The following is a 22,084-nucleotide window of genomic DNA, read 5'->3' on the forward strand; positions in this document are numbered from 1 at the left end:
GTTACTAATCGGTCGAGGGCTTGACCTGAATGGTTGTGTTCACAAAATGGAATGATAGATGTAATGTGTATGCGGTTTTGAAGGTATATCGGAAAGGCCATCGGAGAAATCCGGTGGCTTTTTGTAATTATTTTCCGCAAAATACTTGTTTTTCGAAAAAGATTGTGTTATAGTAACGATTGTTAGGAAAAGATTCCTGAGGTATTCCTCGATAGCTCAATGGTAGAGCATTCGGCTGTTAACCGAAGGGTTGTTGGTTCGAGCCCAACTCGGGGAGCTAAGATGAAGAAGCGATACAGAAATGAGAAATCATAGCTGTATCGCTTTTTTGCTGTCTGTAGCCATTAAGAAATGCCATCTAACATTTTGACGGTTTTCCATAACATTTCTTCCTGTTCATGGAAAAAAGATTTCGTTATAATAAAATCAGACAGATCACGGAACATGTGCAGAGTCCGGAGTCGTGTCCAGGCGGAACTTTTTCCGATAGGCGCTTGGCGTCATGCCCTGCTTCTGGCGGAAGGCTTTGGTAAAAACTTCGGCATTCCGGTAACCACAGGAAAAAGCGACCGTTTCGATGGAGAGATCCGTATACGATAAAAGCTCGAGCGCACGCGTGATCCGGCAGGAAGAAAGATAGTCCTGCGGTGAGGTATGGAGATATTTTTGAAACAGGGTATAAAGGTAACTTCGGTTGATGCAGACATATCTGGCAATATCCGAGACAAGGATTTCATTGGAATAATTATTTCGGATAAACTCAACGGCTTTTTCCACGTAAAGATTGCCACTCTCCCGTGCAAAAGGGTCGGCAAGCGTGATTTCGCGGGAAAGAATTGAGAAAAACTGGTATAGACAGCCTTCCAGAAGATACTGGTCAGAGGTGTCATAGGTATTGTGCTTCTGCATCTGAAACAGGAGGGACTGCAGTTCACCGGAAAAGTTGCACTGGTAGACAGGGTGCTCCTCGGAAAGACCGAGTTCCTGTACATAAGAGGCAGCTTTTTCGCCGTCAAAACCGATCCAGAGATAGGTCCAGGGATCATCCGCATCGGCTTCATAGTAGGTGCGGACATTTGGCATCAGGAAAAAGCCCTGTCCGGCGGTTAAGCGGTAAGTGCGGTTTCCGATGGTAAAAATGCCTTTCCCGGAAATAATATAGTGGATCACGTAATTGGGGCGGACAGCCGGGCCGTAGCTGTGGAACGGCTGGCAGGCTTCGTAGCCGCAGAAGCAGAGATAAAGATCCGAAAATTTATGCTTTGGGACAGGAAGTGTCCAGGAAGTTTCCATAAGTATACCTCACAAAATGAATCATCAGAAAAGCTGGAATGTCACAAAGGATGAGATTCCGAAATATCAGTAAAATTATATCGTGTTTTGCAGGATACTGCAAGATGCCGCAGGAGGAGGAAATCATGGCAATCAAAGTAAGTGAAAATGGACGGTTATTTACCCTCCAGACAAAAGACAGCAGTTACCAGATGTTCGCAGATGACAAAAATGTGCTTCTGCATCTCTACTATGGAGAAAAAATCGGTGAGGAAAATCTTTCCGGTCTGATTTTCTGTACAGATATGGGATTTGCAGGAAATCCGGAGGAGGCAGGCCCTAACCGGAAATATTCTCTTGATGCACTTCCGCAGGAAATTCCGGGAAGTGGTGTCGGTGATTTCCGTGATGATATGATTGAGATCCGCCACGCGGACGGCAGCTTTGCAGCAGATTTTCGTTTCGATTCGTTCGAAATTCTGGATCATTCCTATGCTATTCCCGGAATGCCGGCGCTGTACGATACAGAGGAAGAAAAAGGTGAGACTCTTGTTATTACAATGACGGAGAAGGCTTCCGACATTGTGCTGAAGCTGTTTTACGGTGTATTTGAAAAGGAAAATGTGATTACGAGAGCGGCAAGACTCGAAAATCACGGAGAAACGGCAATTGAGCTGGAAAAAATGCTGTCATTCAGCATGGATCTGATGTATGAAAATTATGAGATGATCTATTTCTCGGGTCGTCATGCGATGGAGCGTACGGCGGAGCGGATTCCGGTGCAGCATGCAAAAGTCGAGATCGGAAGCACCCGCGGTACATCGAGCCATCATTACAATCCGGCTGTGATCCTCTGCGAGGAGGGTGCGGGTGAGACACACGGTTCCTGCATCGGCGCATGCCTCGTTTACAGCGGAAACTTTGTTGCGGCAGCACAGAAGGATCAGAAAAATCAGACCCGTTTTCAGATGGGTATTCATCCGACCAATTTCTGCTTCCATCTGGAAAAAGGAGAGGCGTTCGATACCCCGCAGGCAATCTTAAGCTATTCCGGAACCGGCCTTACCAAACTGTCACAGCAGTATCATGAGATCATCCGCGAGCATATCTGCCGTGGCGCATACAAGCATGCCAAACGACCGATTCTGATCAACAACTGGGAAGCAACCTATTTTAATTTCAACGAAGAAAAAATCCTGAAAATTGCAGAACAGGCGCAAAAGCTTGGCATTGAGGTGCTGGTGCTTGACGATGGCTGGTTTGGAAAACGAGAGGATGATAACAGTGGTCTCGGTGACTGGTTCGTCAACGAGAAAAAGATGAACGGCTCCATGGCGCAGCTTGCAGAAAAAATTCACAAGATGGGCATGAAATTCGGTCTCTGGTTTGAGCCGGAGATGATTTCCGAGGACAGTGATCTTTACCGTGCACATCCGGACTGGGCATTTGCAATTCCTGGCCGTGTGCCGAACCACAGCAGAAATCAGCTTGTACTTGATATGACGCGTGAGGATGTGCGTGAGTATCTGCTGGAGCGTCTGACAACCATCGTTCATGATGCAAAGATTGATTATGTCAAATGGGATATGAACCGCAGTGTCTGCGATGTTTACAGCCATGTGGCAGCACAGAGCCGAAACGGAGAGCTGTATCACCGCTATGTGCTCGGTGTTTACGATTTGATGGAAAAATTCCTTGCCGCATGCCCGAATCTGCTGCTCGAGGGCTGCAGCGGAGGAGGCGGAAGATATGATGCCGGTATGATGTATTACTCTCCGCAGATCTGGTGCAGCGATAATACCGATGCGATCAACCGCCTGTCTATCCAGTACGGAAGCTCGTTCTTCTATCCGATCAGTACCGTTGGTTCCCACGTTTCTGTATGCCCGAACCATCAGACCGGCCGTGTGACACCGTTCCGGACAAGAGGCGATGTGGCGCTGGCAGGAAGCTTTGGATATGAGATGGATCTGAATAAGATTTCAGAGGAAGAAAAAGAGATGGTAAAAGAGCAGGTTGCTGCGATGCATGAATATTACGAGCTCACACACGAAGGCCTGTATTACCGTCTGACCGGACTGAAAAAACAGGATTTCATGGCATGGGAGTTCGTGGCAGAGGATCAGAGCCGCGCACTGCTTACGATCGTAAAGACTGACGCAGAAGGAAATATGCTTCCGGTTCACACGAAAGTGTGCGGTCTTGCAGAGGATAAGCTGTACCGCTGCAGCCTGGACCAGGAAGTCCGCCTTGGCCGTACCTGGAACCGTGCGGGGCTGACCCTGCATCAGGTGCTGGGAGAGTATGAGAGTATCCGGGTCGAATTTACAGAAGTAAAATAAAAAAGATAAGAAAAATCTTCAACTGGATTTGAGGGGGAGGGAACCTCAATCTGGTTGGAGATTTTTTTGCATAAAGAAAATCAAGGCAGGAGGGAAGGAACGTACTCTTTACAGTGCAAAAATAGTTGTGATACAATAAGCAAAAGAAATTTTCTGACAGAAAATAAAGACGGAACTGTCAAGAAAGGAAATTGTACATGAGAAACAGAAAAAACTGTTTAGCGGTTCTTCTGATGACAACTATTGTGGTAATGGGATGTGGAAATCAGCAGGTGAAAAAGGAGAATCCATCGGCTGTCTCCGAAAGAGCATCCAGTGTCCAGGATGAGTCAGAAGATGGTGAAAAAGAGTTTCTTTCTACATACCAGAATATTATAATCACACTTCCAGAAGGCTGGAATGTAATGAGAGATGAAAAAATCCAATGCAGTTTCATATCGGAAGATGGGGAAAGTCTTGAGATATCGTATCGGGAAGGAATGGCAAAAGTGATACTTATGGATTTTCCGGAGGACGAAGAGAGCGCTGAAAATTTGCTCTATCCGAATGAAATAACAGGGGAAAACAGCATCAGTGATTTTATGGTGAAAACAGCTAACGAAGGAAAAGATAACGAGAGTTCCTTTTATCGTTTCCAGGTAAAAAATTCCCAGCAGATTCCGATTGCATTTTTCTGCGGGGTGAAAACGGAGAATGAAGGGTATCAGATCATATGGAAAAAAGGAAGCGGCAGCAACGATACACAGCAAATCGTGCCGGAAATACTGGAGTCTCTGCAGTTCCCGGACAATGAGCTGCTGACAGAAACATTTCAGACGGCCTGCAAGGAGCAGAAAAGAGCTCTGGAAGCAGAAAATAATTCGGATGGCGTGAAAAAGCAGAAGGGTAAGAAAACCGTCACCTGTATCTCACCGGTCAATGTACGTACAGAACCCAACGTCAGCACAAGCCAGGTCATCGGAGCTCTGACGACAGGGGAAGAAGTGGAAATGCTCGGAAAAGAAAACGGATGGTACAAGATTTCGTATGAGGGAAAAACGGCGTATGTGTACGAAGACTATGTGAAAGAAAAAGAAAATTAAAAAAATCATATTTTCAAAAAAGCTGCCGAAGCAAACAGAACCGGCAGCTTTTTTGAAATAATTTTGAAAAAGAAAAATCCCGGAAACTATCTGTTTCCGGGAAAGAAGAGGCGTCGACCGGATTTGAACCGGTGGATACTGGTGTTGCAGACCATTGCCTTACCACTTGGCTACGACGCCATATGACTCCGACGGGAATCGAACCCGTGTTACCGCCGTGAAAGGGCGATGTCTTAACCGCTTGACCACGGAGCCGAAGTTTTTGTTTTGTCTGCCGTGATTTTTGCTCAGCGACAAGTAGTATATTATCATAAGAAAACGAGTTTGGCAAGTGTTTTTTGAAAAAAAATCAAAAATTTTTGAGATTTGTGTTGCCGTGCATTCAGAAGGAAAAAATTTGAGTTTCGCTGTGTAAGAAAGTGATTTATCTTTGCGTAGATATAAAAAGGAAACAGAAAAATTTGCCGGGTCAGGGCATGGCCTTTCGATATTCTTCCGGTGACATACCAAAAGTCCGGCGGAAAATGCTGGCAAAATAGCTGGGGCTTTCAAATCCGGTATGCAGAGCAATTTCCAAGATAGAAAGCGAGCTGCCGGTAAGAAGATCTGCGGCTTGGGTTACGCGGTACTGGTTGATATAGGAAATAGGCGTTGTGTGAAAGTGCGTTTTGAAGAAACGACAAAAATATTGTGGATTCATATTGAGTATAGCAGCAAGATCTGAAAGACGGATTTTAGAATCATAGTTATCCTGAATATAACGTAAGAGTTTTTTACACTGATCAGATCTTTCTTTTTTACGAGTGCAGAGGGGTTCCGGATGAAGAAAAAGCTGGTATTGCGCCAGAAGTGCAAGAATCCGATACATGTCACTTTTGATCAGAAGAAACCAGCCGATGGGTTTGGTATCGTATGCATACAGGATTTCCTGGAAAAGCTCAGATAATGTCAGTACAAATGTTTTCTGTGTCTGAGAGGAGGCTTCAGCAGCAGAAAGCTCTTCCAATGGAAAAGCCGGAAGAAGCAGTTGATATGCCATACTTGTTCGTGAAGAGTTCAGTTGCCTTGAATTTATCATGAACAGGGACACGATCAACTGGATTCTGAAATAACTGAATACAGGAGGTCGAACATGGAGCATTTACCAAAGAAAATCCATCAAAACGGAATCAGCTACACGCTGGTGGGAGACTACTACATCCCCGATCTGGAGCTACCGGAGGAAAGCCGCCCCATTGGGCGGTGGGGCCGGATGCACAAAGCGTTTCTGCAAGAACACCGGCCCGGCCAGTACAATGCCCTGCTTCTGTCGGGAAAACTCTGGACATATCTTGCTGACCTGAACGAACAGGCCGCTGACCGGCTGGCGTGTATCGTCTCGCAGATGCAGGAGGCGGAGGGTGTCACCGAGGAACTGAAAGCCCGTGACCAGCTTGCGTGGGTCGGGGGCATGAACAGCATTCGCAGCCGAGCAGAGGAAATCATCCTCTCTGAGATGATTTTTGTTTAAGGAGGTGCCTGTCTATGAGATACCGTATCGAATACGCCGATGGGCGTTATTGTAACTTTGCCAACGGCAGGGCTGAGCTGCTGAAATGGCTGAAACTGCTGAAGCAAGAGGAAATCTCCGACATCCGCAAAGTATATAAAAGCGGTGTGTCAGATTCCGTCCTGGAAACATACCGGAATTATATCCGCCCAGCATAAGGAGGGGCGCTTATGGGTACAGATATAGAAAAATTGGTTGATTTGATGATTCAGGAGCGGATGCAGAGCCAGTTTGCTAAGTGGCGGGAGGCAGAAACCGGCACGGAGAAAAAAGAGGACTGCCTTCGCTTGGAAAACGAGTATGAAAAAGCAATCAGCGCATTGTCTGAGGAACAGAAGGACGCTGTAAGACACTACTGTGATTCTATTTTCGATTCTGGTGCAGAAAGCGAGTGCTTCTTTTACCGGCTGGGCCTCAAAGATGGCATCCGTCTCTGGAAGTTTATGAAAAAGCTGATGAAAACGGTCAGCTAACGGATGTATAACCACATATTTTATTCCGCCCACAAACGGGTCGAAAGCCGTCCAACGGTACAGATTGGGCGGCTTTCCTGTTATCTGCGTTTCTTCCGCTTGGGCGCATAGTACGGCTGCGGCTTGGCCTTTCCTCTCATGTTGTTGGGATTTTTGAGCATTTTGGACAGGCTCAGTATCCGCAAAAATGCAGAGAAGTCCTCTGAGGAAATCTTCTCGAAGGGTATCTGCATTCTGTCGCAAAATTCGTGGATTACCACTTCCTCTTGGCTGCCCTGTTCGAGCGCCTGTTCAAACTTTTCCTTGACGTCATCCAGCGTGGGCTGCGGGTCGGCGGTGGTCTTGTCCTTGCGGTGTGCTTCCCGGATGTCCCGGACGATGCTGTCCAGATCATCGTGCATGACATGGCTGTAAAAATCGCTTTCCTGCACCTGCCCCAGTTCCAGCGTCCGCATATAGAGGTCATCTTCTCCGGGCGCATACTTGCTCATGACGGTCTGCCGGGTGGCCTCCAACACCAGATTCATCTGCTCCACCCGCATATTGGCGATCTGGTCGATGCAGATTTCCATATCTATCATCAGCCGCCGGAAATTCGGGTGGGCAGCCAGTTCGCAGAGAAGCCGGTTGTTGATTTTGCCGCTGCTCAAAAGTTCCACCATATCATCACTCAGATGCAGAGATTGAAGTTCTGTGTTTGGGTGATTTTTATTTTCCGTCAGCCCCATCAGATAGTCGGTGGACACGCCGTAAAAGTCCGCCAGCGTTGCAATCGCAAACGGGCTGATGTCCTTGTAGTCATCGGTTTCGTATTTTCCCAGCGCGGATTTAGACAGGCCGGTCTGCTCCGCCAGTTGTTCCAGCGTCAGGTGCTTGTCCACCACCCGCAGGTCTTTGAGCCGCTCCGGGATTGTCAGCTTTGCGTACATCCAAAGCCCCCTCTCTCGTTATCTTTTTCAGTGATTACACCCATTATAGCACGATTCCATAAGCGTGGAAATATGCGGATTTCGAGCGTTTTTCCGACGTTTTGGATATACGGGAAAGGGCCTCTTTTTTCGGTAAACTGGTTCTTGCAGACAGGCACAGAACCTTGAAAATCGAATGACCGGCTGCAAGGGGTATGGCCTCCGGGGAAGTGACGCCAGGACAGAAATCGAGCACACCAAAGAGGCCGATACGCCGGGAGAAATTCCGGGCAGGAGCGGCTTGCAGGCAGACCGGCGGACAGGAAACAAGTTTATCATGCGGGGCGCATGGCTCCGCAGCAAAGAAATGGAGGAAATCATTATGACACTGAGTATGAAAGAAAAGAAGATTCTCTACGCTTACGGCTGTCTCAGCCACCACAATACGGTGACACGGCTGAAATGGCTGACGGCTCTGACGGTTGACCCGGAGGCCAAACGCCGGATGCTGGGGCTGGCCCGGAAGGTGGAGACGGAGATGAACGAAAGCTGGTACGAGGATTTTTATCACCATCTGCGCATGGAGATGGACGAGTACCGCCGTCTCAAGCGCAACCTGCGTGTGCTGAAATCTTACACCGATTATGAGGAGGATCTGTATGAAGAAGCTGTCTAAGTATGAGAAAGAAACCATCATCAACTGGAACGAGGCGGAGAACCTTGCCAGCGTCTACACCTTCAACGCCAGCTTGAAGCGCAGGCTGGCTGATTTCAGCCGGAAGTACCCACTGTTGTGCCGGTTGGAGCGCAGCACGCCGGAGGGCAGCGTGACCTATGTGCTGGACAAGTCCCGGCTGTCGATCCGGCTGGTGCCTCCGTACAGCGAAGAACGGAAAGCCGCCGCAAGGGAGTACGCAAAGGAGCATGGCTTTCAGGTGGTGGTAACGGAAGAAAAAATCGCCTAAAATCGGGGTGTTTACGGGAAAAATGACGGGTCTGCACCCGATGTTTTGACCGGCAATCCCCGCAGGCGTATTCCGTATCCACTCCCCGCCTATGGGCGCAAATGTGTGGATACGGAGCCGGTGAAACTGGCAAACACCGTTCCTGCGGTGGAAGCCAGCTTCGCCGGTGCGGAAGTACAGAGGGCGGCCAGCCCTTTGTGGCGGGGTGCAGGGGCGGCAGCGCACTGCTGGGGTCAAGGGGCAACGCCCATTGGCAGGTTAAGGGCGGCAGCCATTATCGGGTCAAGGACGAAGTGCCTTGGCAGGTTGAGGGCAGCCGCCCCATCGGGTCAAGGGTGAAACGCCTTGCCCAGGGAAAGTTGATGCCTGCGTCAACTTGTATTGGGTATTACCTGACGCAAAATTCGCAGGATTTGCGGCTTCGCCGCCCCTTCCCCGGCCCCAGAACATCTTCGCAGGAAGGAGGAAATCTGTTTGAAACTGACACGACACAATGGACGCTCCGGCAAGCATGGCACCTATAATCCCCGCCACAATGACCGCCGGTTCGATGTGGAGAACAGCGAACACATTGACGCAGAACGGGCAAGGCAAAATGTCTACTGGGACTGCTACCGGGGCTTTACCACCCATGAGTTCCGGGAGAACCCGGAGCAGCCGGATTTCAGCTTTGAGGAAATCGAGCGGATGTATTACTACGAGCATTACGGCGGCTATGTGGAAGCTCAGAACGCCCGGAATGAGAAAACCCGGCACACCGAGCGCAACCGCACTGTGGAGGACTTGCTGAAAAACAACAAGACCTGCCCGGAGGAAAGTATCTACCAGATCGGCACGATGGGAGAATCCGTCTCGCCGGATACGCTCTTTTCCATCGTCAATGAGTTTTATCAGGAATTTGAGCGCCGCTTCGGTTCCCATATCCACATCCTGGACTGGGCGCTCCATCTGGACGAGGGGACGCCCCACATCCATGAGCGGCACGTCTTTGACTGTGAGAACCGCTATGGGGAACTGTGCCCCCAGCAGGAAAAGGCGCTGGAAGAACTTGGCATCCCTCTCCCCAACCCGGAGAAGCCCAAAGGCCGGAACAACAACCGCAAGCAGACCTTTGATGCGGTCTGCCGGACGATCCTGTTTGACATCGCCAGACGGCATGGGCTGCATCTGGATCAGGAGCCGTCCTACGGCGGGCGGGACTATCTGGAAAAACAGGATTATATCCTGATGAAGCAGAAGGAGCAGCTTGCGGCGCAGGAGCAGAAGCTGGAAGAACTGACGCTCAAAATCGAGGACGTGGAGACGCTGTTAGATGATGTTTCCGATGCGGCCTATGACAAGGCGGTGGAGGTGGTGACCGATACCGTCCGGCAGGAGACACACAAAGAAGATATTCGTCTGATCGAGGAAACGAAAAAGTGGGTGCTTTCGCCGGAGCGGAAGGCCCCGAAGAAGGAGCGTGACTACGCTGCCGCCCGTCTGGATGGAGTGATTACCAAAATCAAACGGGTCATGCAGAACGCCCTGGCAAAAATCCAGAAAACTCTCATGCAGCCGGAGGTCAAGAAGGCCGGTAAGGAGCAGATTAAGGAGAAGGCCAGAGAATCCATCCGGGAGAAGCTGGCGAAAGGCAGGCTGAACGCTGACCGAGATAACCGGGAACGCTGGGAACGTGAGGGGCGGATTGCTCCGAAAAAGAAACACGATATGGAGTTATGAGGCACCTGATTTTCTGCGGAAACGGGTGCTTTTTTCTCTGCCTGGAGGTGAGAAAATCGAATATATTTGAAGCGGTGAAGGAGTCTGTCACCACAAGGCAGGCTGCGGAATATTACGGGGTGCAGGTTGGCAGGAATGGCATGGCCTGCTGTCCCTTCCATGATGACAAACATCCCAGTATGAAGATTGACCATCGGTTCCACTGCTTTGGCTGTCAGGCAGATGGGGATGTGATTGATTTTACCGCCCGTCTGTTTAGTCTGAGCAGTAAGGAGGCGGCGCTGAAGCTGGCGGAGGATTTCTCTGTCCACTATGACGCCAAAGGCCATGACCCGCCCCGCAGGAGGCCGGTCAAGCGAAAAATCAGCGAGGAACTGCGTTACCGGCAGGCGGAGCAGAAATGTTTCCGGGTGCTGTGCAATTACCTGCATCTGCTGGAACGCTGGGAGAAGGAATACGCCCCGCAGACGCCGGATGAAGCGTGGAATCCGCTGTTCGTGGAGGCCCTGCAAAAGAAACCGTACACGGAATATCTGCTGGATATTCTCTTGTCCGGCAGCATGGAGGAACGTGCTTCCGTGGTCGCTGAGTATGGAAAAGAGGTGAGGAAGATTGAGCAGCGAATATCAGAGTTTACCGCTAGCCACCCGGCAGGCCGCCATGAGCGCAGCCGAAGCCTTAGCGCCGGAGCGGAGCGTTGATGAGGTGCGGGAAAGCCTGTCCGTCACCGAGAAGGGCCAGCCCGCCAACACCATCGGCAACTGCCGGACGGTGTTCTGCCATGACCCTCTCCTGCGTGGGGCGATCCGCCTGAACCTTTTGACTGACCGGGTGGACATTGTACAGGATTTAGGCTGGCGCAGGAATACCAGTGCCCTGACGGATACGGACGTGAAATATCTGCTTCTCTATTTTGAGCAGACCTATGGCCTGACCAGTGAGAAAAAGATGACGGCGGCGCTCTCCATCGTGGCGAATGAGAACTGCTACCATCCCATACAGGACGTGCTAAACGGCCTTGTCTGGGACGGGACGCCCCGCATCCGCTCCTGTCTCCATCATTTCTTAGGTGCGGACGAGAGCGACTATGTGGAGGAAATGCTGAAACACTTTTTGCTGGGGGCTATCCGGCGGGTATTCCGCCCCGGCTCCAAATATGAGGAAATGCTCTGTCTGGTGGGCGGTCAGGGGGCTGGCAAGTCCAGCTTCTTCCGCTTGCTGGCGATCCGGGACGAGTGGTTCAGTGACGACCTGAAAAAACTGGACGATGACAGGGTGTATCTGAAGCTGCAAGGACACTGGATTATCGAAATGTCGGAGATGCTGGCTACCAGCAGCGCCAAAAGCATTGAAGAAATCCGCTCCTTTATCAGCCGCCAGAAGGAAACCTACCGGACGCCCTACGAGGCCCAGCCCAAAGACCGGCTGCGGCAGTGTGTGTTCGGCGGTTCGTCCAACACACTGGACTTCCTGCCCCTTGACCGGGCCGGAAATCGGCGCTTTTTGCCGATCATGATTTACCCGGAGAATGCAGAGGTTCACATTTTGGAGGACGAGGACGCCTCCAGAGCCTATCTTTTACAGGTCTGGGCGGAGGCCATGACGATTTACCGCAGCGGCCACTACTCTATGAAGTTCAGCAAGTCCATCCAGCGCCAGCTGGTGGAGGTGCAGAAGGATTTCATGCCGGAGGACACCGAGGCCGGACAGATACAGGGCTTTCTGGAACACTACACCGGCAGCATGGTCTGCTCCAAACAGCTGTTCAAGGAGGCGCTGGGCCACACCTACGATGAGCCGAAGCGGTGGCAGCTGCACAATATCAACGAGATCATGAACACGGTGGTGACGGGCTGGAAACCATTCTCCAATCCCCGGATGTTCACCGGATATGGCAGGCAGAGGGGCTGGGAACGGGACGTTTCCGGCAACGAACTGCCCGGCAACGAAGATGGATTTGTGGAGCTGACCGAGGAAGAATGCTGCCAGCTGGAACTGCCGAAGGAGTGGATCGCATAAAATTAGCGGTCTGTTGCCGGGATGGTTGCCACTTGGTTGCCGGGTTTGTTGCCGGGGATTCTCCGGTCTGGATACGGAAAAAGCCTGTAAATAAGGTATTTTCTAATATCTATCTCTATCTCCGGCAACGAAAACAACGAGATTTTTCAAGAAAATTGATAAAGTAAGATTTGCAGGTCAGACGGTAGTTTACAGGTTTTCAGAGGTTCGTTGCCGGACTTCGTTGCCAGTGCTGCCGTCTGGCCTGCTACTCTATGGAGGTAGCCTATGGAAAAAAGCAAACAGCAGAAAAATAAAGTCCGTTTTGTGGTGGTGCGGGAGTTCTCCGGGGAGAAGTCCATGCGGGAAGCCTTTGAGCAGCTGATCGAGCGCCAGACCTGCGAACACTTCGAGGAATGGCTGGAACAGCGGGAAATGGCCGAAAACGCTGCGTAAAAACGGTTGATTCAGGGGCAGGGACATGGTACTATAATGGTATCGTGTCCCTGTTCATAGAAGGAGAACGCTATGAGCAGGAAAAAACAAGTCTATGAGAAAATCACCGCTCTCTACTGCCGCATCTCTCTGGATGACGGCGGCGACAACGAGAGTATGAGCATCAGCAACCAGAAAATCATGCTTCGGGACTTTGCTGAAAAGCATGGAATGTTCCAGTATGAATATTATGTGGATGACGGCTATACGGGCCGCAATTTCAACCGCCCTGCCTTCCAGCGCATGATCGCTGACATTGAGGCGGGGAAGATCGGCTGCGTCATCACCAAAGACCTATCCAGGCTTGGTAGGAACTATATTGAAGCTGGCAGCTATATCGAAATCTTTTTCCCCAAACACAATGTACGCTATATCGCCATCACGGACGGCGTGGACAGCCTGACCCGTCAGGAGATGGACATTACGCCCTTTAAGAATATCCTGAACGATATGTACAGCCGGGATATTTCTAAAAAGGTGCTGGCAGGCATCACCACCCGCTCCCGGCAGGGGAAGTTCTGCGGAGGGACGCCGCCCTTCGGCCTGATGCGTGACCCGGAGGACAAGGGGCATCTCATCATTGACCCTGAGACAGCGCCAATCATCCGCAAAATCTATGACTATGCCCTTGACGGGCTGGGCTGCATGAGGATTTCCAAACGTCTGATGGAAGAAAAAATCCCAATCACCCATGTCAAAGCCAACACGGAGTTTGACGCCAACTATTATTTCTGGGGCGGAGCCAGAATCAGTCACATCCTGAGAAATCCATTCTATAAGGGCGCACATTTGGTCTTTCGGACGCATCAGAAAGGCATCCGCTCCAACACCTATGACATTATTCCCCGTGACCAGTGGGAAGTGATCGAGGGCTGCCATGAGGCCATTGTGACGCCGGAGGAATGGGAACAGGTGCAGGAACTCATTGACCGCAGGCCGACCATTCAGGGGAATTCCTGCCCCTTTTATAATCTGTTCCACGGTCTGGTCTACTGCGCCACCTGCGGGAAGTCCATGCAGGTGCGGTATGAGAAAGTGGGCCGAACCGGGAAGAACCGCTTCACCGGCGAAATGCGGGAGCCGATTGACAAGGCGTACTATATCTGCCAGACCTACAACCGCATGGGCTGCAAGGTCTGTTCCAGCCACAAGATCGAGGCCAGGGATTTATACAATCTGGTGCTGAAAGACATTCAGGAACTGGCGGCGCAGGCTATGAAGGATGCCGATGCGTTCTACCAGCGGCTCAGCCGCCGGATGGAGCACCGGTATCTGGTGGACGCCTCCCAGACAGAAAAGGAACGCCTGCGGCTGGAAGCCCGAAATCAGGAAATTGACGGGATGTTCCTGAGCCTGTACACCGATAAGGCCAAAGGCATCCTGACCGAGCAGCGGTTTGTGAAGCTGACGGCGGCGCTGGAACAGGAGCAGGAATCCAACCAGAAACGCCTGCATGACCTGGCAATGATGCAAGGTCGTGCCGATGCGCAAGAAAGCGAAGTCCGCACTTTTATCAAGGAAATCCGGCGCTATGCCGCCATCGAGGAACTGGACGAGGCGGTGCTGAACCGGCTCATTAGCCGGATTCTGATTGGAGAAATCAAGAAGATTGATGGTCAGAGGACACAGGAGGTTAAGATTATTTACAATTTTGTTGGGGAAATGTCAAGGTAGAATTTAGACGCTAAATACTTTTAATTTATATCAAAAGTGATACAACAATTTTCTTTTAATGCTATCAGGCAATAAAGTTATTCCTTTGGCCAGAGTAAAAGGGATAACTTTATTTTGCTAAAGCATACTAAAAAGGGCGCGTTGCAGAAAATTATCCGCAACACGCCCTCTTCTATAAGTCCTTATGTCAAAATCAAATTATTGGTAATCTTGAATATTGGGATAAGCGGCACCGTTATTATGCGCGTAAGCTGCTTCAAAGTAGTCGAGGCTTTCAAAAGTAATGCCCTGATAGTTTCCGACATTCAACACATCAAAAGTTAGATTCAGAACATCACCAGCGGAATATTGGTCAAGAAGATTTCCTGCAAATTTCCATCCTATGTTTTCCTCATAAGTATCCTCGGTAAAATAAAATGTAGTCGCATCCTCAGTCGCATCATAACTAATGTCAATAATTATATCAGAGAAATGAACTTGATCTCCAGCATTAAAGTCTTTGAGATAATCTACAGTTTTTCCATCAGCAGGATTAATAAATTGAGCATTAAGTTGTGTCATATCAACAACCTCTGGAGGAAGAGAATTAAGTCTGTAAGATTCTGCAACAGAGAATTGATAAACTCTGTTATTATCCCCAAAGTAAAATCCATCTTCCGTCATAGGAACACTTGAACGAGCATTGGCATTGTAATAATGGGCATAATACAACTGCCATTTGTATGTCTCAGTTGAAACAAACTGTGCTTTCCATGTACCAGAACTGTCTCCTGCTTTCTTTGTATAAAACATATACTGATTTGTACCAGTAGTTGCTTGACTTACCGTATCACCAGAGGCATCTGACAAGATGAGTGCAATCTGTGTAAAAATATCGACAAAGATAATCCTATGTCCATGCATACGGATAGAACCAACGCTGTTATCTACTTCTGGACGAAAATAAACCTCAGGCCCCATATCACCCGTGTTATATTCTATGCTAGGTGAAACAAGATAGGCCCAACTACTATCCTTTTCACTCTGTCCATCGAGATCGATAAGCTTTTCCACATAATCTGAAAGGATAATCCAGCCAATCTTCCACCAATTCACTTTGCTTGCTTCAGCAGAAGAACTGATATTCTCGTTGTCGGCATAAGCAAAAGTAGTGTTAGAAAAACTTATGCACATAACCAAGGAAAGAGTAAGTGCAACAATCTTACGTGTTAGCTTTTTCATTAAAAGCCCCCCTTCTCTTATAAAACCAAAACAATAATGCAAATGATGGATGCAATAAAAAAGAATACTCCAGCAACCCGCATCAAACCAAGATATAAATCTGTAGGTTCACCGCCTTTTACAGAAAAGAAGTGTTCAATTTTCCATAAAAGTTCCGGCTTAAAAATCATAAAAAAACTTAATAGAAGCAAAAGGATAAGCCATATGTTATCTATGTATAACACTTCCTTTCTGCTAATACTGAAAATTCAAATAAAAAAGCGCATAAGTAGACAAATAATCATGCCTAACTTATGCGCAAATAGAAACAATTTTAATTCTAAGCCTCCAAAGCTGGCAGCGCCGGTAAAAATGCTCCATTATTAAGTTAGGCAACTTAACCTTAAAACAAATCATCGGTCTTACCTCCCAACAATATAAATTTCGACTTTTCACTTTTATTTTATCACCTAAAGCAGAACTTGTCAATGAATTTGTCTAAAATAAGTCGATTTTCTTTTTTGATTATGTGCATTTTTAACTAATAGAAAGAAAGTTGTATTGAGGGCGATTGGTGTTCCTTATTCCATATGTCGGAACTGTATGAAGTGAAAATAGTTTATCCGTTGAAGAGTCACTCCACAGGTTATGCTTGATTCTTTCAAAGTTATGTTTCTATAATATGCATCCGTACTGTCATATTATAATTCACATTATTGGATAATATAAATTGACAAGTATAAGATAAACAGACAAGGAGTCGCTGCCACCCGTAAAACGGGTGGCTCGGGACGCAGGCTTTAAGCCCACTCTACTTGGCCGCGCCTCAAGGCGCTAGCTTTCTCTTTTAGGCTATACTAAAGTTTTTATTTCCCTGGTACAACCGGGGATTTTTTTGCTTCAAGCCGCCAATTAGAACGGCAGCCACAAAGATTTTTCTTTGCGGCTGCCGTTTTCTTGAATTCATCACTTGACAATGTGGCAAAGATGAGAGAGCAGCGGACGAATCCAGTCTGCTTCACAGGAATCCAGATAGGCACATGAGAGAATTTCTGGAAGAAATACAAGGGCATGGTGAATCGAAGGGGTAGTTCCAATGCTGCAGAGCTGATGCAGTTCGTGACTGTTGATGAAAAGAAAAGTACCTTCGGAAATTGTCCGGGTTTCAGTTTTCAGTGTCAGAGTGAGAGTACCTTTTTCAACCCAGATCCATTCTAATTCTTTATGCCAGTGAAAAGGAACAGAGAGCCCGCCATGCGCATAATCCTGATGATAGATATGGAGCGGAACAGGTTCGGTTCCATGCACGGTAAAATCCCGGATTCCGCCAGAAAGAACAGGGGAACAAGATTCAGGAGAAAAGAGCTCTTTTGAACGTTCTTTTTTCATAAAAGTCAAAATCCTTTCATTAAATACGAAAATCAGGTTAGAAAATATAAGATAATATCATTATACTGCTCTTATAGGAAAAAAGAAAGAGAGGACAGAAAATGAAAAGAGAGTGGTGGCATAGCTTAACCGTATATCAGATTTACACCAGAAGCTTCTGTGACAGCAACGGAGACGGCATCGGCGATTTTGGAGGGATTCTGCAGAAGCTGGACTATCTGCAGGAGCTTGGTGTTGGAGCCATCTGGCTTTCGCCTTTTAACGATTCTCCTAATTACGACAATGGATATGATGTCAGTGACTATTATAAAGTAATGGAAGAAGCGGGCACAATGGAAGAGCTGGAAGAACTGATCGCAGCCTGTGAAAAGCGGGAAATTGTGGTCATGATGGATCTTGTTTTAAATCATAGTTCCCATCTGCACCCATGGTTCCTGGAAGCCAGAAAGGATCGAAACAGTAAATACCATGATTTTTACATCTGGAAGGAAGGAACGAAGGAGCAGCCGCCAGAAGGCGGCGGAGCATTCTTTGGAGGAAGCACCTGGGAATGGGTGCCGGAGGTTCAGGAATATTATTATCACAGTTTCAGTGTAATGCAGCCGGATCTGAACTGGAAAAATCCGTCGCTTCGGAAAGAGCTGTACCGGATGATCCAGTTCTGGATGGATAAAGGGATCCGTGGTTTCCGGCTGGATGCAATTGACAATATTGTAAAAGATGGACATGGAGGAAATGATACTCATTCAGAGCAGATTCATACATACTTAATGGAAATGAATCAGAATACGTATGGAAAATCAGAACAGATCCTGACAGTGGGGGAAACCGGAGGTGCTACGGTAGAAATGGCACAGCAGTATTCTGATCCGGAAAGCCAGGAGCTCAGTATGATTTTTCAGTTTGAACTGATGGGAATCGACGGCATCCGAAGTGGAAACTGGGATCCGAAACCGTATACGCTGCCGCAACTGAAGCAGCTCTTTGAAAAATGGCAGACGGGACTGGAAGAAAAAGGATGGAACAGTCTGTTCTGGGGAAACCATGATTTTCCGCGTGTCATATCGCGCTTTGGAAATGACAGGGAACCGTATCGGGAAAAATCAGCAAAAATGTTGGCTGTCCTTCTCCATGGGATGAAAGGAACTCCTTATATTTACCAGGGGGAAGAAATCGGTATGACAAATGTGTCAGGGCTTCGGATCGATGACTATCAGGATATCGAGTCTGTAAATTTTGCCGAAGACCGTAAAAAAGAAGGCTGGGAGGAAGAAAAAATTCGTACCTATCTTGCACGGAACAGCCGGGACCATGCGCGGACGCCAATGCAGTGGAATGCGGAAAAACACGCCGGATTTACAGCGGGAACACCGTGGATGGCGGAAAATCAGAATTACGAGGAGATCAATGTGGAAAACAGCAGAAAAAATCCGGATTCCCTCTTCTATTTCTATCAAAAACTAATTGCGCTGCGTAGGAAAAATGACACTCTTGTTTATGGGGATTTCCGTCTGATTGAGGAAGAAAATCCGGATATTTTTGCTTATGAGAGAAATCTGGGAGAGAAAAAGCTGATTGTGCTCTGCAATTTCCGGGATACCGCGGCAGAGATGAAAGCCCGATATGATTTGACAAAAGGAACGGTTCTGATTCATAATGATACAGAAAGTCTCACAAAAGAAGTGTGGAAGTTACAGCCGTATGAGGCGTATATGATTGAACTTCTGCAGTAAAAAGACAGAAATGAAAAGCAGCAGGAGAAGAAAACTGCAGGAGCAACTGGAAACAGGAGGGAGAAAATGTATCGCGTTCTTCTTGTAGAAGATGAAGAAATTGAACTGGAGACATTGCGGGATTATATTGACTGGAAAAAGAACGGGATTTCCAGAGTATTTACCGCGCGCAATGGCAGAAGGGCACTGGAGTGCCTGGAAGAAAATATGGCAGATATTGTGATTACGGATATTCAGATGCCAGGAATGAGTGGAATTGAACTGGCAGAGACGATCGTACGCCGGGGGTATCCATGCAAAATTGTTTTTCTGACAGGATATGATGATTTTTCCTATATCCATTCCGCTTTTCAGGTGAATGCCGTGGATTACCTTTTAAAGCCATTTACGATTGAAGAAGTAGAAGCATGTCTGAAAAAAGTGAGAAGTGAATTGGAGAAAAGTGAGATAGCAGACTGGTCGCGGAAAACGGCGGCGAAGCAGTTGCTGGAAATGGCTTTGCGGGAAAAACAGGAAACAGAGCTTTTACGGAAAAATTTCCGTGGTGTATTTGGAGAAGAACTGGAAGAGTGCAGGTTTGGAATCATAGCGGTTTATGGAAAAACGGAAGAAAACATCTGTAGCCAAATTCAGGAAAAATACAAGGGCATCCGTTACATCAGCAAAACGGAACGGATCAGCATTCTGCTGCTGGCGGGGTATCTGTCGGTGAAAGATACGGCATTTCAGATCTGGAATGATTTGAAAGAAGACGCACCGAGAGCCGTTGGATGGTGCAGTGGAGCATGGACAGCTGACTGCCTGTACGAAAAGGCGGAAAAACTTCGGAACTGTTGTGTTCTGGCATTTCATATGGATCCACCGGAACTTTTCTGTGCAGATGAAAAAGAAACGGAAGAGGAAAAAGCATATCATTTCCGGGAACAGAAGGAGCGGAGAGAAGAAATCTGTCGTCTGGTCAGCAGCGGGAAAAAGCAGGAAACGCTGCAGACCATGAAAGATTATTTTCAACAGCTAAAGGGGCTTGCGCCGAAAACATTTGCGGGAGAAGTTTATAATCTCTATATGTATCTATGGAACCGTCTTGTTTTGAGCGATGAACTGCTGGAAAACTGGATGGAAGCAGAAAAAATTTTGAGAGAAAATGAAATTTTTGAAGCAAACAACAGTTATCAGATGCGGGAAAAGATGAAGCAGTATCTGGAACGGATGTTGGCATTTTTTGAAGAACAGAATCAAAATCCAAATTACTATGCCGTTTATCAGGTAAAAACATATCTTCAGGAGCACTGCTCGGAAAGCGCAGATATCGAGAAGCTGGCCGCGGAGGTCGGTTTGTCTCCGAATTATCTGAGGAGCCTGTTTAAAGAGGCAACAGGAAAAACGATTTTGGAATACAATACGGAAATGCGTCTGCAGAGGGCGGCGGAACTGTTAAAGAATAAGAAAAATAAAGTACGGGAAGTGAGTCTGGCGGTTGGATATGAAAATGTTTCTTACTTTGGCGTTGTGTATCGCAATGGCGATGAGTGTCCTGATGGCAGCGGGAATGCTTGCAGGATGCGGATCAAATGGCAGTACATCATCAAGTACTGCATCCGGCAGTGCATCATCTGCATCAGGCGAGGTATCAACAGACGGAGTTACGATTTCTATCTTTGACAAAAACTCCGGAAGCAATACCTTTGATGATCCAGTTGCAAAAGCAATTGAGGAAAAAACAGGTGTCAAAATTCAGGTAGAAAATCCAACCGGAGATCCGCTGGAAAAATTGAACCTGATGCTGACCGGTCAGAATTACCCGGATATCGTCCTGATGGATCGTGGAAATGATATTGTAAACCGTTACATTGAGGCAGGCGCACTGCTTCCGTTGAATGATCTGATCGATGAGTACGGCCCGGATGTAAAAGAGATGTACGGGGAAACCTTAAACAAGAGTCGTTATACCGATGGAAAAAATTACTATCTGAATAACTGGTACGGAGAAGATCCGGATCCGGTAGCCGGTGTTCTGATGCGCTATGATTATCTGTGCGAAATCGTTGGAAAAGACCGCGCAGACAGCGATGAGCCATTTACACAGGAAGAGTATATTGACATTTGTAAGAAATTCAAAGAACTTCATCCGACCATTGACGGAAAAGAGAGTATTGCCATTACCTTTGATGCAGAATCCAAAAACTACGATGGAACATTAAAAGGAATGTATGGTCTGAAAACATATTATCAGGATGGGGACAATCTGGAACATGTTGCCAAAGCACCAAACTTCAAAGAGATGATGTCCTTTGCCAATGAACTGTATACCGAAGGCCTTCTGGACAAAGAGTGGGTTGTCAACAAGAAAAATCAGTGGACGCAGAAACTGTCTGCAGGCAACGTATTCAGTACCTTTGCTTCCTACTGGGATACCGATGCAGCAAATACAGCACTTGCTTCTTCTGTAGGAGAAGATGCAAAATTCTATTCCTATAAAATCCTTGGAAACGGAATCAGTGCAGATGAAACTACTTACTCCGGAAGAAGTACACTTGGCTGGGATGCAATCGCGATCACCAAGAATTGTAAAAATCCGGAAGCAGCCATGAAGATGATCAACTACCTTGCAAGCGAAGAAGGACAGTATCTTCTGATGTGGGGTATTGAGGGAACCAACTGGAATATGGAAGATGGAAAACACGTTCCGAACGATGATCTGATTGAAGGATTCCAGACGGATTTTGACAAAACAAAACTGGATACCGGCGTCCGCAAATGGACCTGGTTTGTAAAGAACGGAAATGGTACAGACGGAACTCCATACGATGTATCACAGTATAAAGTAAAAGAGACCCGGCAGGTGGCTATGAATCACTTTGGTGAGAACGACAGATGGGATACCGCAGAATTTGCAGGCCTTACCCCGGCAGGAAGCACTCCGGATGGCTTGAAATGGCAGAAAATCCAGGATATCTACGATCAGGAATATCCGAAGATTGTGAATGCAGACAGCCACGATGCGGCAATGGAAGAGTACGACAAGATGATTTCCGAAATGAATGACGCAGGACTGGAAGATGTAGAAAAAGTTATCACGCAGAATTATCAGGAGCGTATGAAACTCTGGAATGAGTAAGCTAAAGTAAAATAAAAAAATCACACACGGAAAAGAACCGGCAGAAATTGAAATACAGATTTCTATGTCGGTTCTTTTTTATCAGAAGAAGCATTGCGATTTTCAAGGAATCTGGATATAATGAGGAAAACTGGAAAAACAGGGAAATCCAACCGCATGAGACAGGA

General features: G+C 47.6%; 21 protein-coding genes and 3 tRNA genes. 16 read left to right on the forward strand and 8 right to left on the reverse strand.

Annotated features, from left to right (window positions below):
• Positions 1-205 precede the first annotated feature (205 nt).
• Positions 206-277, forward strand: a tRNA-Asn gene (locus DWY63_RS12320).
• A gap of 158 nt (positions 278-435) precedes the next feature.
• On the opposite strand, the gene DWY63_RS12325 is transcribed toward DWY63_RS12320, so the two are convergent.
• Positions 436-1,293 (reverse strand): AraC family transcriptional regulator, encoded by an 858-nt coding sequence (locus DWY63_RS12325; RefSeq protein WP_117802316.1) that lies wholly within the window; start codon positions 1,291-1,293, stop codon positions 436-438.
• Between the two features lie 125 nt (positions 1,294-1,418).
• Between DWY63_RS12325 and DWY63_RS12330 the strand changes: the two genes are divergently transcribed.
• Both DWY63_RS12330 and DWY63_RS12335 read left to right on the forward strand, forming a co-directional pair.
• Complete coding sequence (locus tag DWY63_RS12330) at positions 1,419-3,614, forward strand: alpha-galactosidase (RefSeq protein ID WP_117802391.1); 2,196 nt, start codon at positions 1,419-1,421, stop codon at positions 3,612-3,614.
• A gap of 197 nt (positions 3,615-3,811) precedes the next feature.
• Positions 3,812-4,696: an SH3 domain-containing protein gene (locus DWY63_RS12335; protein WP_117802317.1), complete on the forward strand. Its 885-nt coding sequence runs from the start codon at positions 3,812-3,814 to the stop codon at positions 4,694-4,696.
• A 108-nt stretch (positions 4,697-4,804) separates the two neighbouring features.
• On the opposite strand, the gene DWY63_RS12340 is transcribed toward DWY63_RS12335, so the two are convergent.
• The 3 genes from DWY63_RS12340 to DWY63_RS12350 form a co-directional block, all read right to left on the reverse strand.
• Positions 4,805-4,876, reverse strand: a tRNA-Cys gene (locus tag DWY63_RS12340).
• 3 nt (positions 4,877-4,879) lie between these two features.
• A tRNA-Glu gene (locus tag DWY63_RS12345) sits at positions 4,880-4,951 on the reverse strand.
• Between the two features lie 214 nt (positions 4,952-5,165).
• Positions 5,166-5,735 carry a helix-turn-helix transcriptional regulator gene (locus DWY63_RS12350; RefSeq protein ID WP_158565884.1) on the reverse strand — a complete coding sequence of 190 codons (570 nt, stop codon included), beginning with the start codon at positions 5,733-5,735 and terminating at the stop codon, positions 5,166-5,168.
• Positions 5,736-5,828: 93 nt separating this feature from the next.
• Between DWY63_RS12350 and DWY63_RS12355 the strand changes: the two genes are divergently transcribed.
• The 3 genes from DWY63_RS12355 to DWY63_RS18465 are packed head-to-tail and all read left to right on the forward strand — an operon-like array spanning position 5,829 to position 6,718.
• A complete protein-coding gene (locus DWY63_RS12355; protein WP_055219871.1) occupies positions 5,829-6,206 on the forward strand; it encodes a TnpV protein in 378 nt (125 codons plus the stop codon).
• A 14-nt stretch (positions 6,207-6,220) separates the two neighbouring features.
• A complete protein-coding gene (locus DWY63_RS12360; protein WP_055219873.1) occupies positions 6,221-6,403 on the forward strand; it encodes a hypothetical protein in 183 nt (60 codons plus the stop codon).
• Positions 6,404-6,415: 12 nt separating this feature from the next.
• A complete protein-coding gene (locus tag DWY63_RS18465; RefSeq protein ID WP_055219875.1) occupies positions 6,416-6,718 on the forward strand; it encodes a hypothetical protein in 303 nt (100 codons plus the stop codon).
• Positions 6,719-6,798: 80 nt separating this feature from the next.
• Here DWY63_RS18465 and DWY63_RS12370 read toward each other — a convergent pair whose 3' ends face one another.
• Positions 6,799-7,647: a helix-turn-helix domain-containing protein gene (locus DWY63_RS12370; RefSeq protein WP_055266762.1), complete on the reverse strand. Its 849-nt coding sequence runs from the start codon at positions 7,645-7,647 to the stop codon at positions 6,799-6,801.
• 175 nt (positions 7,648-7,822) lie between these two features.
• Here DWY63_RS12370 and DWY63_RS18470 point away from each other — a divergent pair, with 175 nt between their 5' ends.
• From DWY63_RS18470 to DWY63_RS12405, 7 genes are all read left to right on the forward strand, one after another.
• On the forward strand, positions 7,823-8,302 hold the full coding sequence (locus tag DWY63_RS18470) for a hypothetical protein (RefSeq protein WP_226906287.1): 480 nt from the start codon (positions 7,823-7,825) through the stop codon (positions 8,300-8,302).
• Entirely contained in the window at positions 8,286-8,591 is a 306-nt protein-coding gene (locus tag DWY63_RS12380) for a hypothetical protein (protein WP_055222220.1), read from the forward strand. The genes DWY63_RS18470 and DWY63_RS12380 overlap by 17 nt, the downstream gene beginning before the upstream one ends.
• Before the next feature lie 474 nt (positions 8,592-9,065).
• On the forward strand, positions 9,066-10,310 hold the full coding sequence (locus DWY63_RS12385; protein WP_055266764.1) for a hypothetical protein: 1,245 nt from the start codon (positions 9,066-9,068) through the stop codon (positions 10,308-10,310).
• Positions 10,307-11,011 carry a CHC2 zinc finger domain-containing protein gene (locus tag DWY63_RS12390; RefSeq protein WP_055266766.1) on the forward strand — a complete coding sequence of 235 codons (705 nt, stop codon included), beginning with the start codon at positions 10,307-10,309 and terminating at the stop codon, positions 11,009-11,011. The genes DWY63_RS12385 and DWY63_RS12390 overlap by 4 nt, the downstream gene beginning before the upstream one ends.
• Complete coding sequence (locus tag DWY63_RS12395; protein WP_055221981.1) at positions 10,971-12,329, forward strand: virulence-associated E family protein; 1,359 nt, start codon at positions 10,971-10,973, stop codon at positions 12,327-12,329. Before DWY63_RS12390 ends, DWY63_RS12395 begins: the two co-directional genes overlap by 41 nt.
• A gap of 267 nt (positions 12,330-12,596) precedes the next feature.
• Positions 12,597-12,764 (forward strand): hypothetical protein, encoded by a 168-nt coding sequence (locus DWY63_RS18190; RefSeq protein ID WP_164468434.1) that lies wholly within the window; start codon positions 12,597-12,599, stop codon positions 12,762-12,764.
• Positions 12,765-12,836: 72 nt separating this feature from the next.
• Positions 12,837-14,477, forward strand: a complete 1,641-nt coding sequence (locus DWY63_RS12405) for a recombinase family protein (protein WP_055221983.1) — start codon at positions 12,837-12,839, stop codon at positions 14,475-14,477.
• 198 nt (positions 14,478-14,675) lie between these two features.
• Here the strand turns inward: DWY63_RS12405 and DWY63_RS12410 are convergent, their stop codons facing one another.
• From DWY63_RS12410 to DWY63_RS12420, 3 genes are all read right to left on the reverse strand, one after another.
• Complete coding sequence (locus DWY63_RS12410; RefSeq protein WP_055221986.1) at positions 14,676-15,698, reverse strand: hypothetical protein; 1,023 nt, start codon at positions 15,696-15,698, stop codon at positions 14,676-14,678.
• A 17-nt stretch (positions 15,699-15,715) separates the two neighbouring features.
• A complete protein-coding gene (locus DWY63_RS18930) occupies positions 15,716-15,922 on the reverse strand; it encodes a DUF6199 family natural product biosynthesis protein (protein ID WP_334291862.1) in 207 nt (68 codons plus the stop codon).
• 721 nt (positions 15,923-16,643) lie between these two features.
• Positions 16,644-17,066 (reverse strand): cupin domain-containing protein, encoded by a 423-nt coding sequence (locus DWY63_RS12420; protein ID WP_117802319.1) that lies wholly within the window; start codon positions 17,064-17,066, stop codon positions 16,644-16,646.
• A gap of 101 nt (positions 17,067-17,167) precedes the next feature.
• Here DWY63_RS12420 and DWY63_RS12425 point away from each other — a divergent pair, with 101 nt between their 5' ends.
• The 3 genes from DWY63_RS12425 to DWY63_RS18475 all read left to right on the forward strand — a co-directional run bounded on the left by DWY63_RS12425 (position 17,168) and on the right by DWY63_RS18475 (position 21,917).
• Complete coding sequence (locus tag DWY63_RS12425) at positions 17,168-18,799, forward strand: glycoside hydrolase family 13 protein (protein ID WP_117802320.1); 1,632 nt, start codon at positions 17,168-17,170, stop codon at positions 18,797-18,799.
• A gap of 66 nt (positions 18,800-18,865) precedes the next feature.
• On the forward strand, positions 18,866-20,461 hold the full coding sequence (locus DWY63_RS12430; RefSeq protein WP_117802321.1) for a response regulator transcription factor: 1,596 nt from the start codon (positions 18,866-18,868) through the stop codon (positions 20,459-20,461).
• Positions 20,349-21,917, forward strand: a complete 1,569-nt coding sequence (locus tag DWY63_RS18475) for an extracellular solute-binding protein (protein WP_242856747.1) — start codon at positions 20,349-20,351, stop codon at positions 21,915-21,917. The genes DWY63_RS12430 and DWY63_RS18475 overlap by 113 nt, the downstream gene beginning before the upstream one ends.
• Positions 21,918-22,084 lie beyond the last annotated feature (167 nt).

This window comes from Blautia sp. AF26-2, from assembly GCF_003460955.1.
GTDB classification, from domain to species: Bacteria; Bacillota; Clostridia; order Lachnospirales; family Lachnospiraceae; genus Fusicatenibacter; species Fusicatenibacter saccharivorans.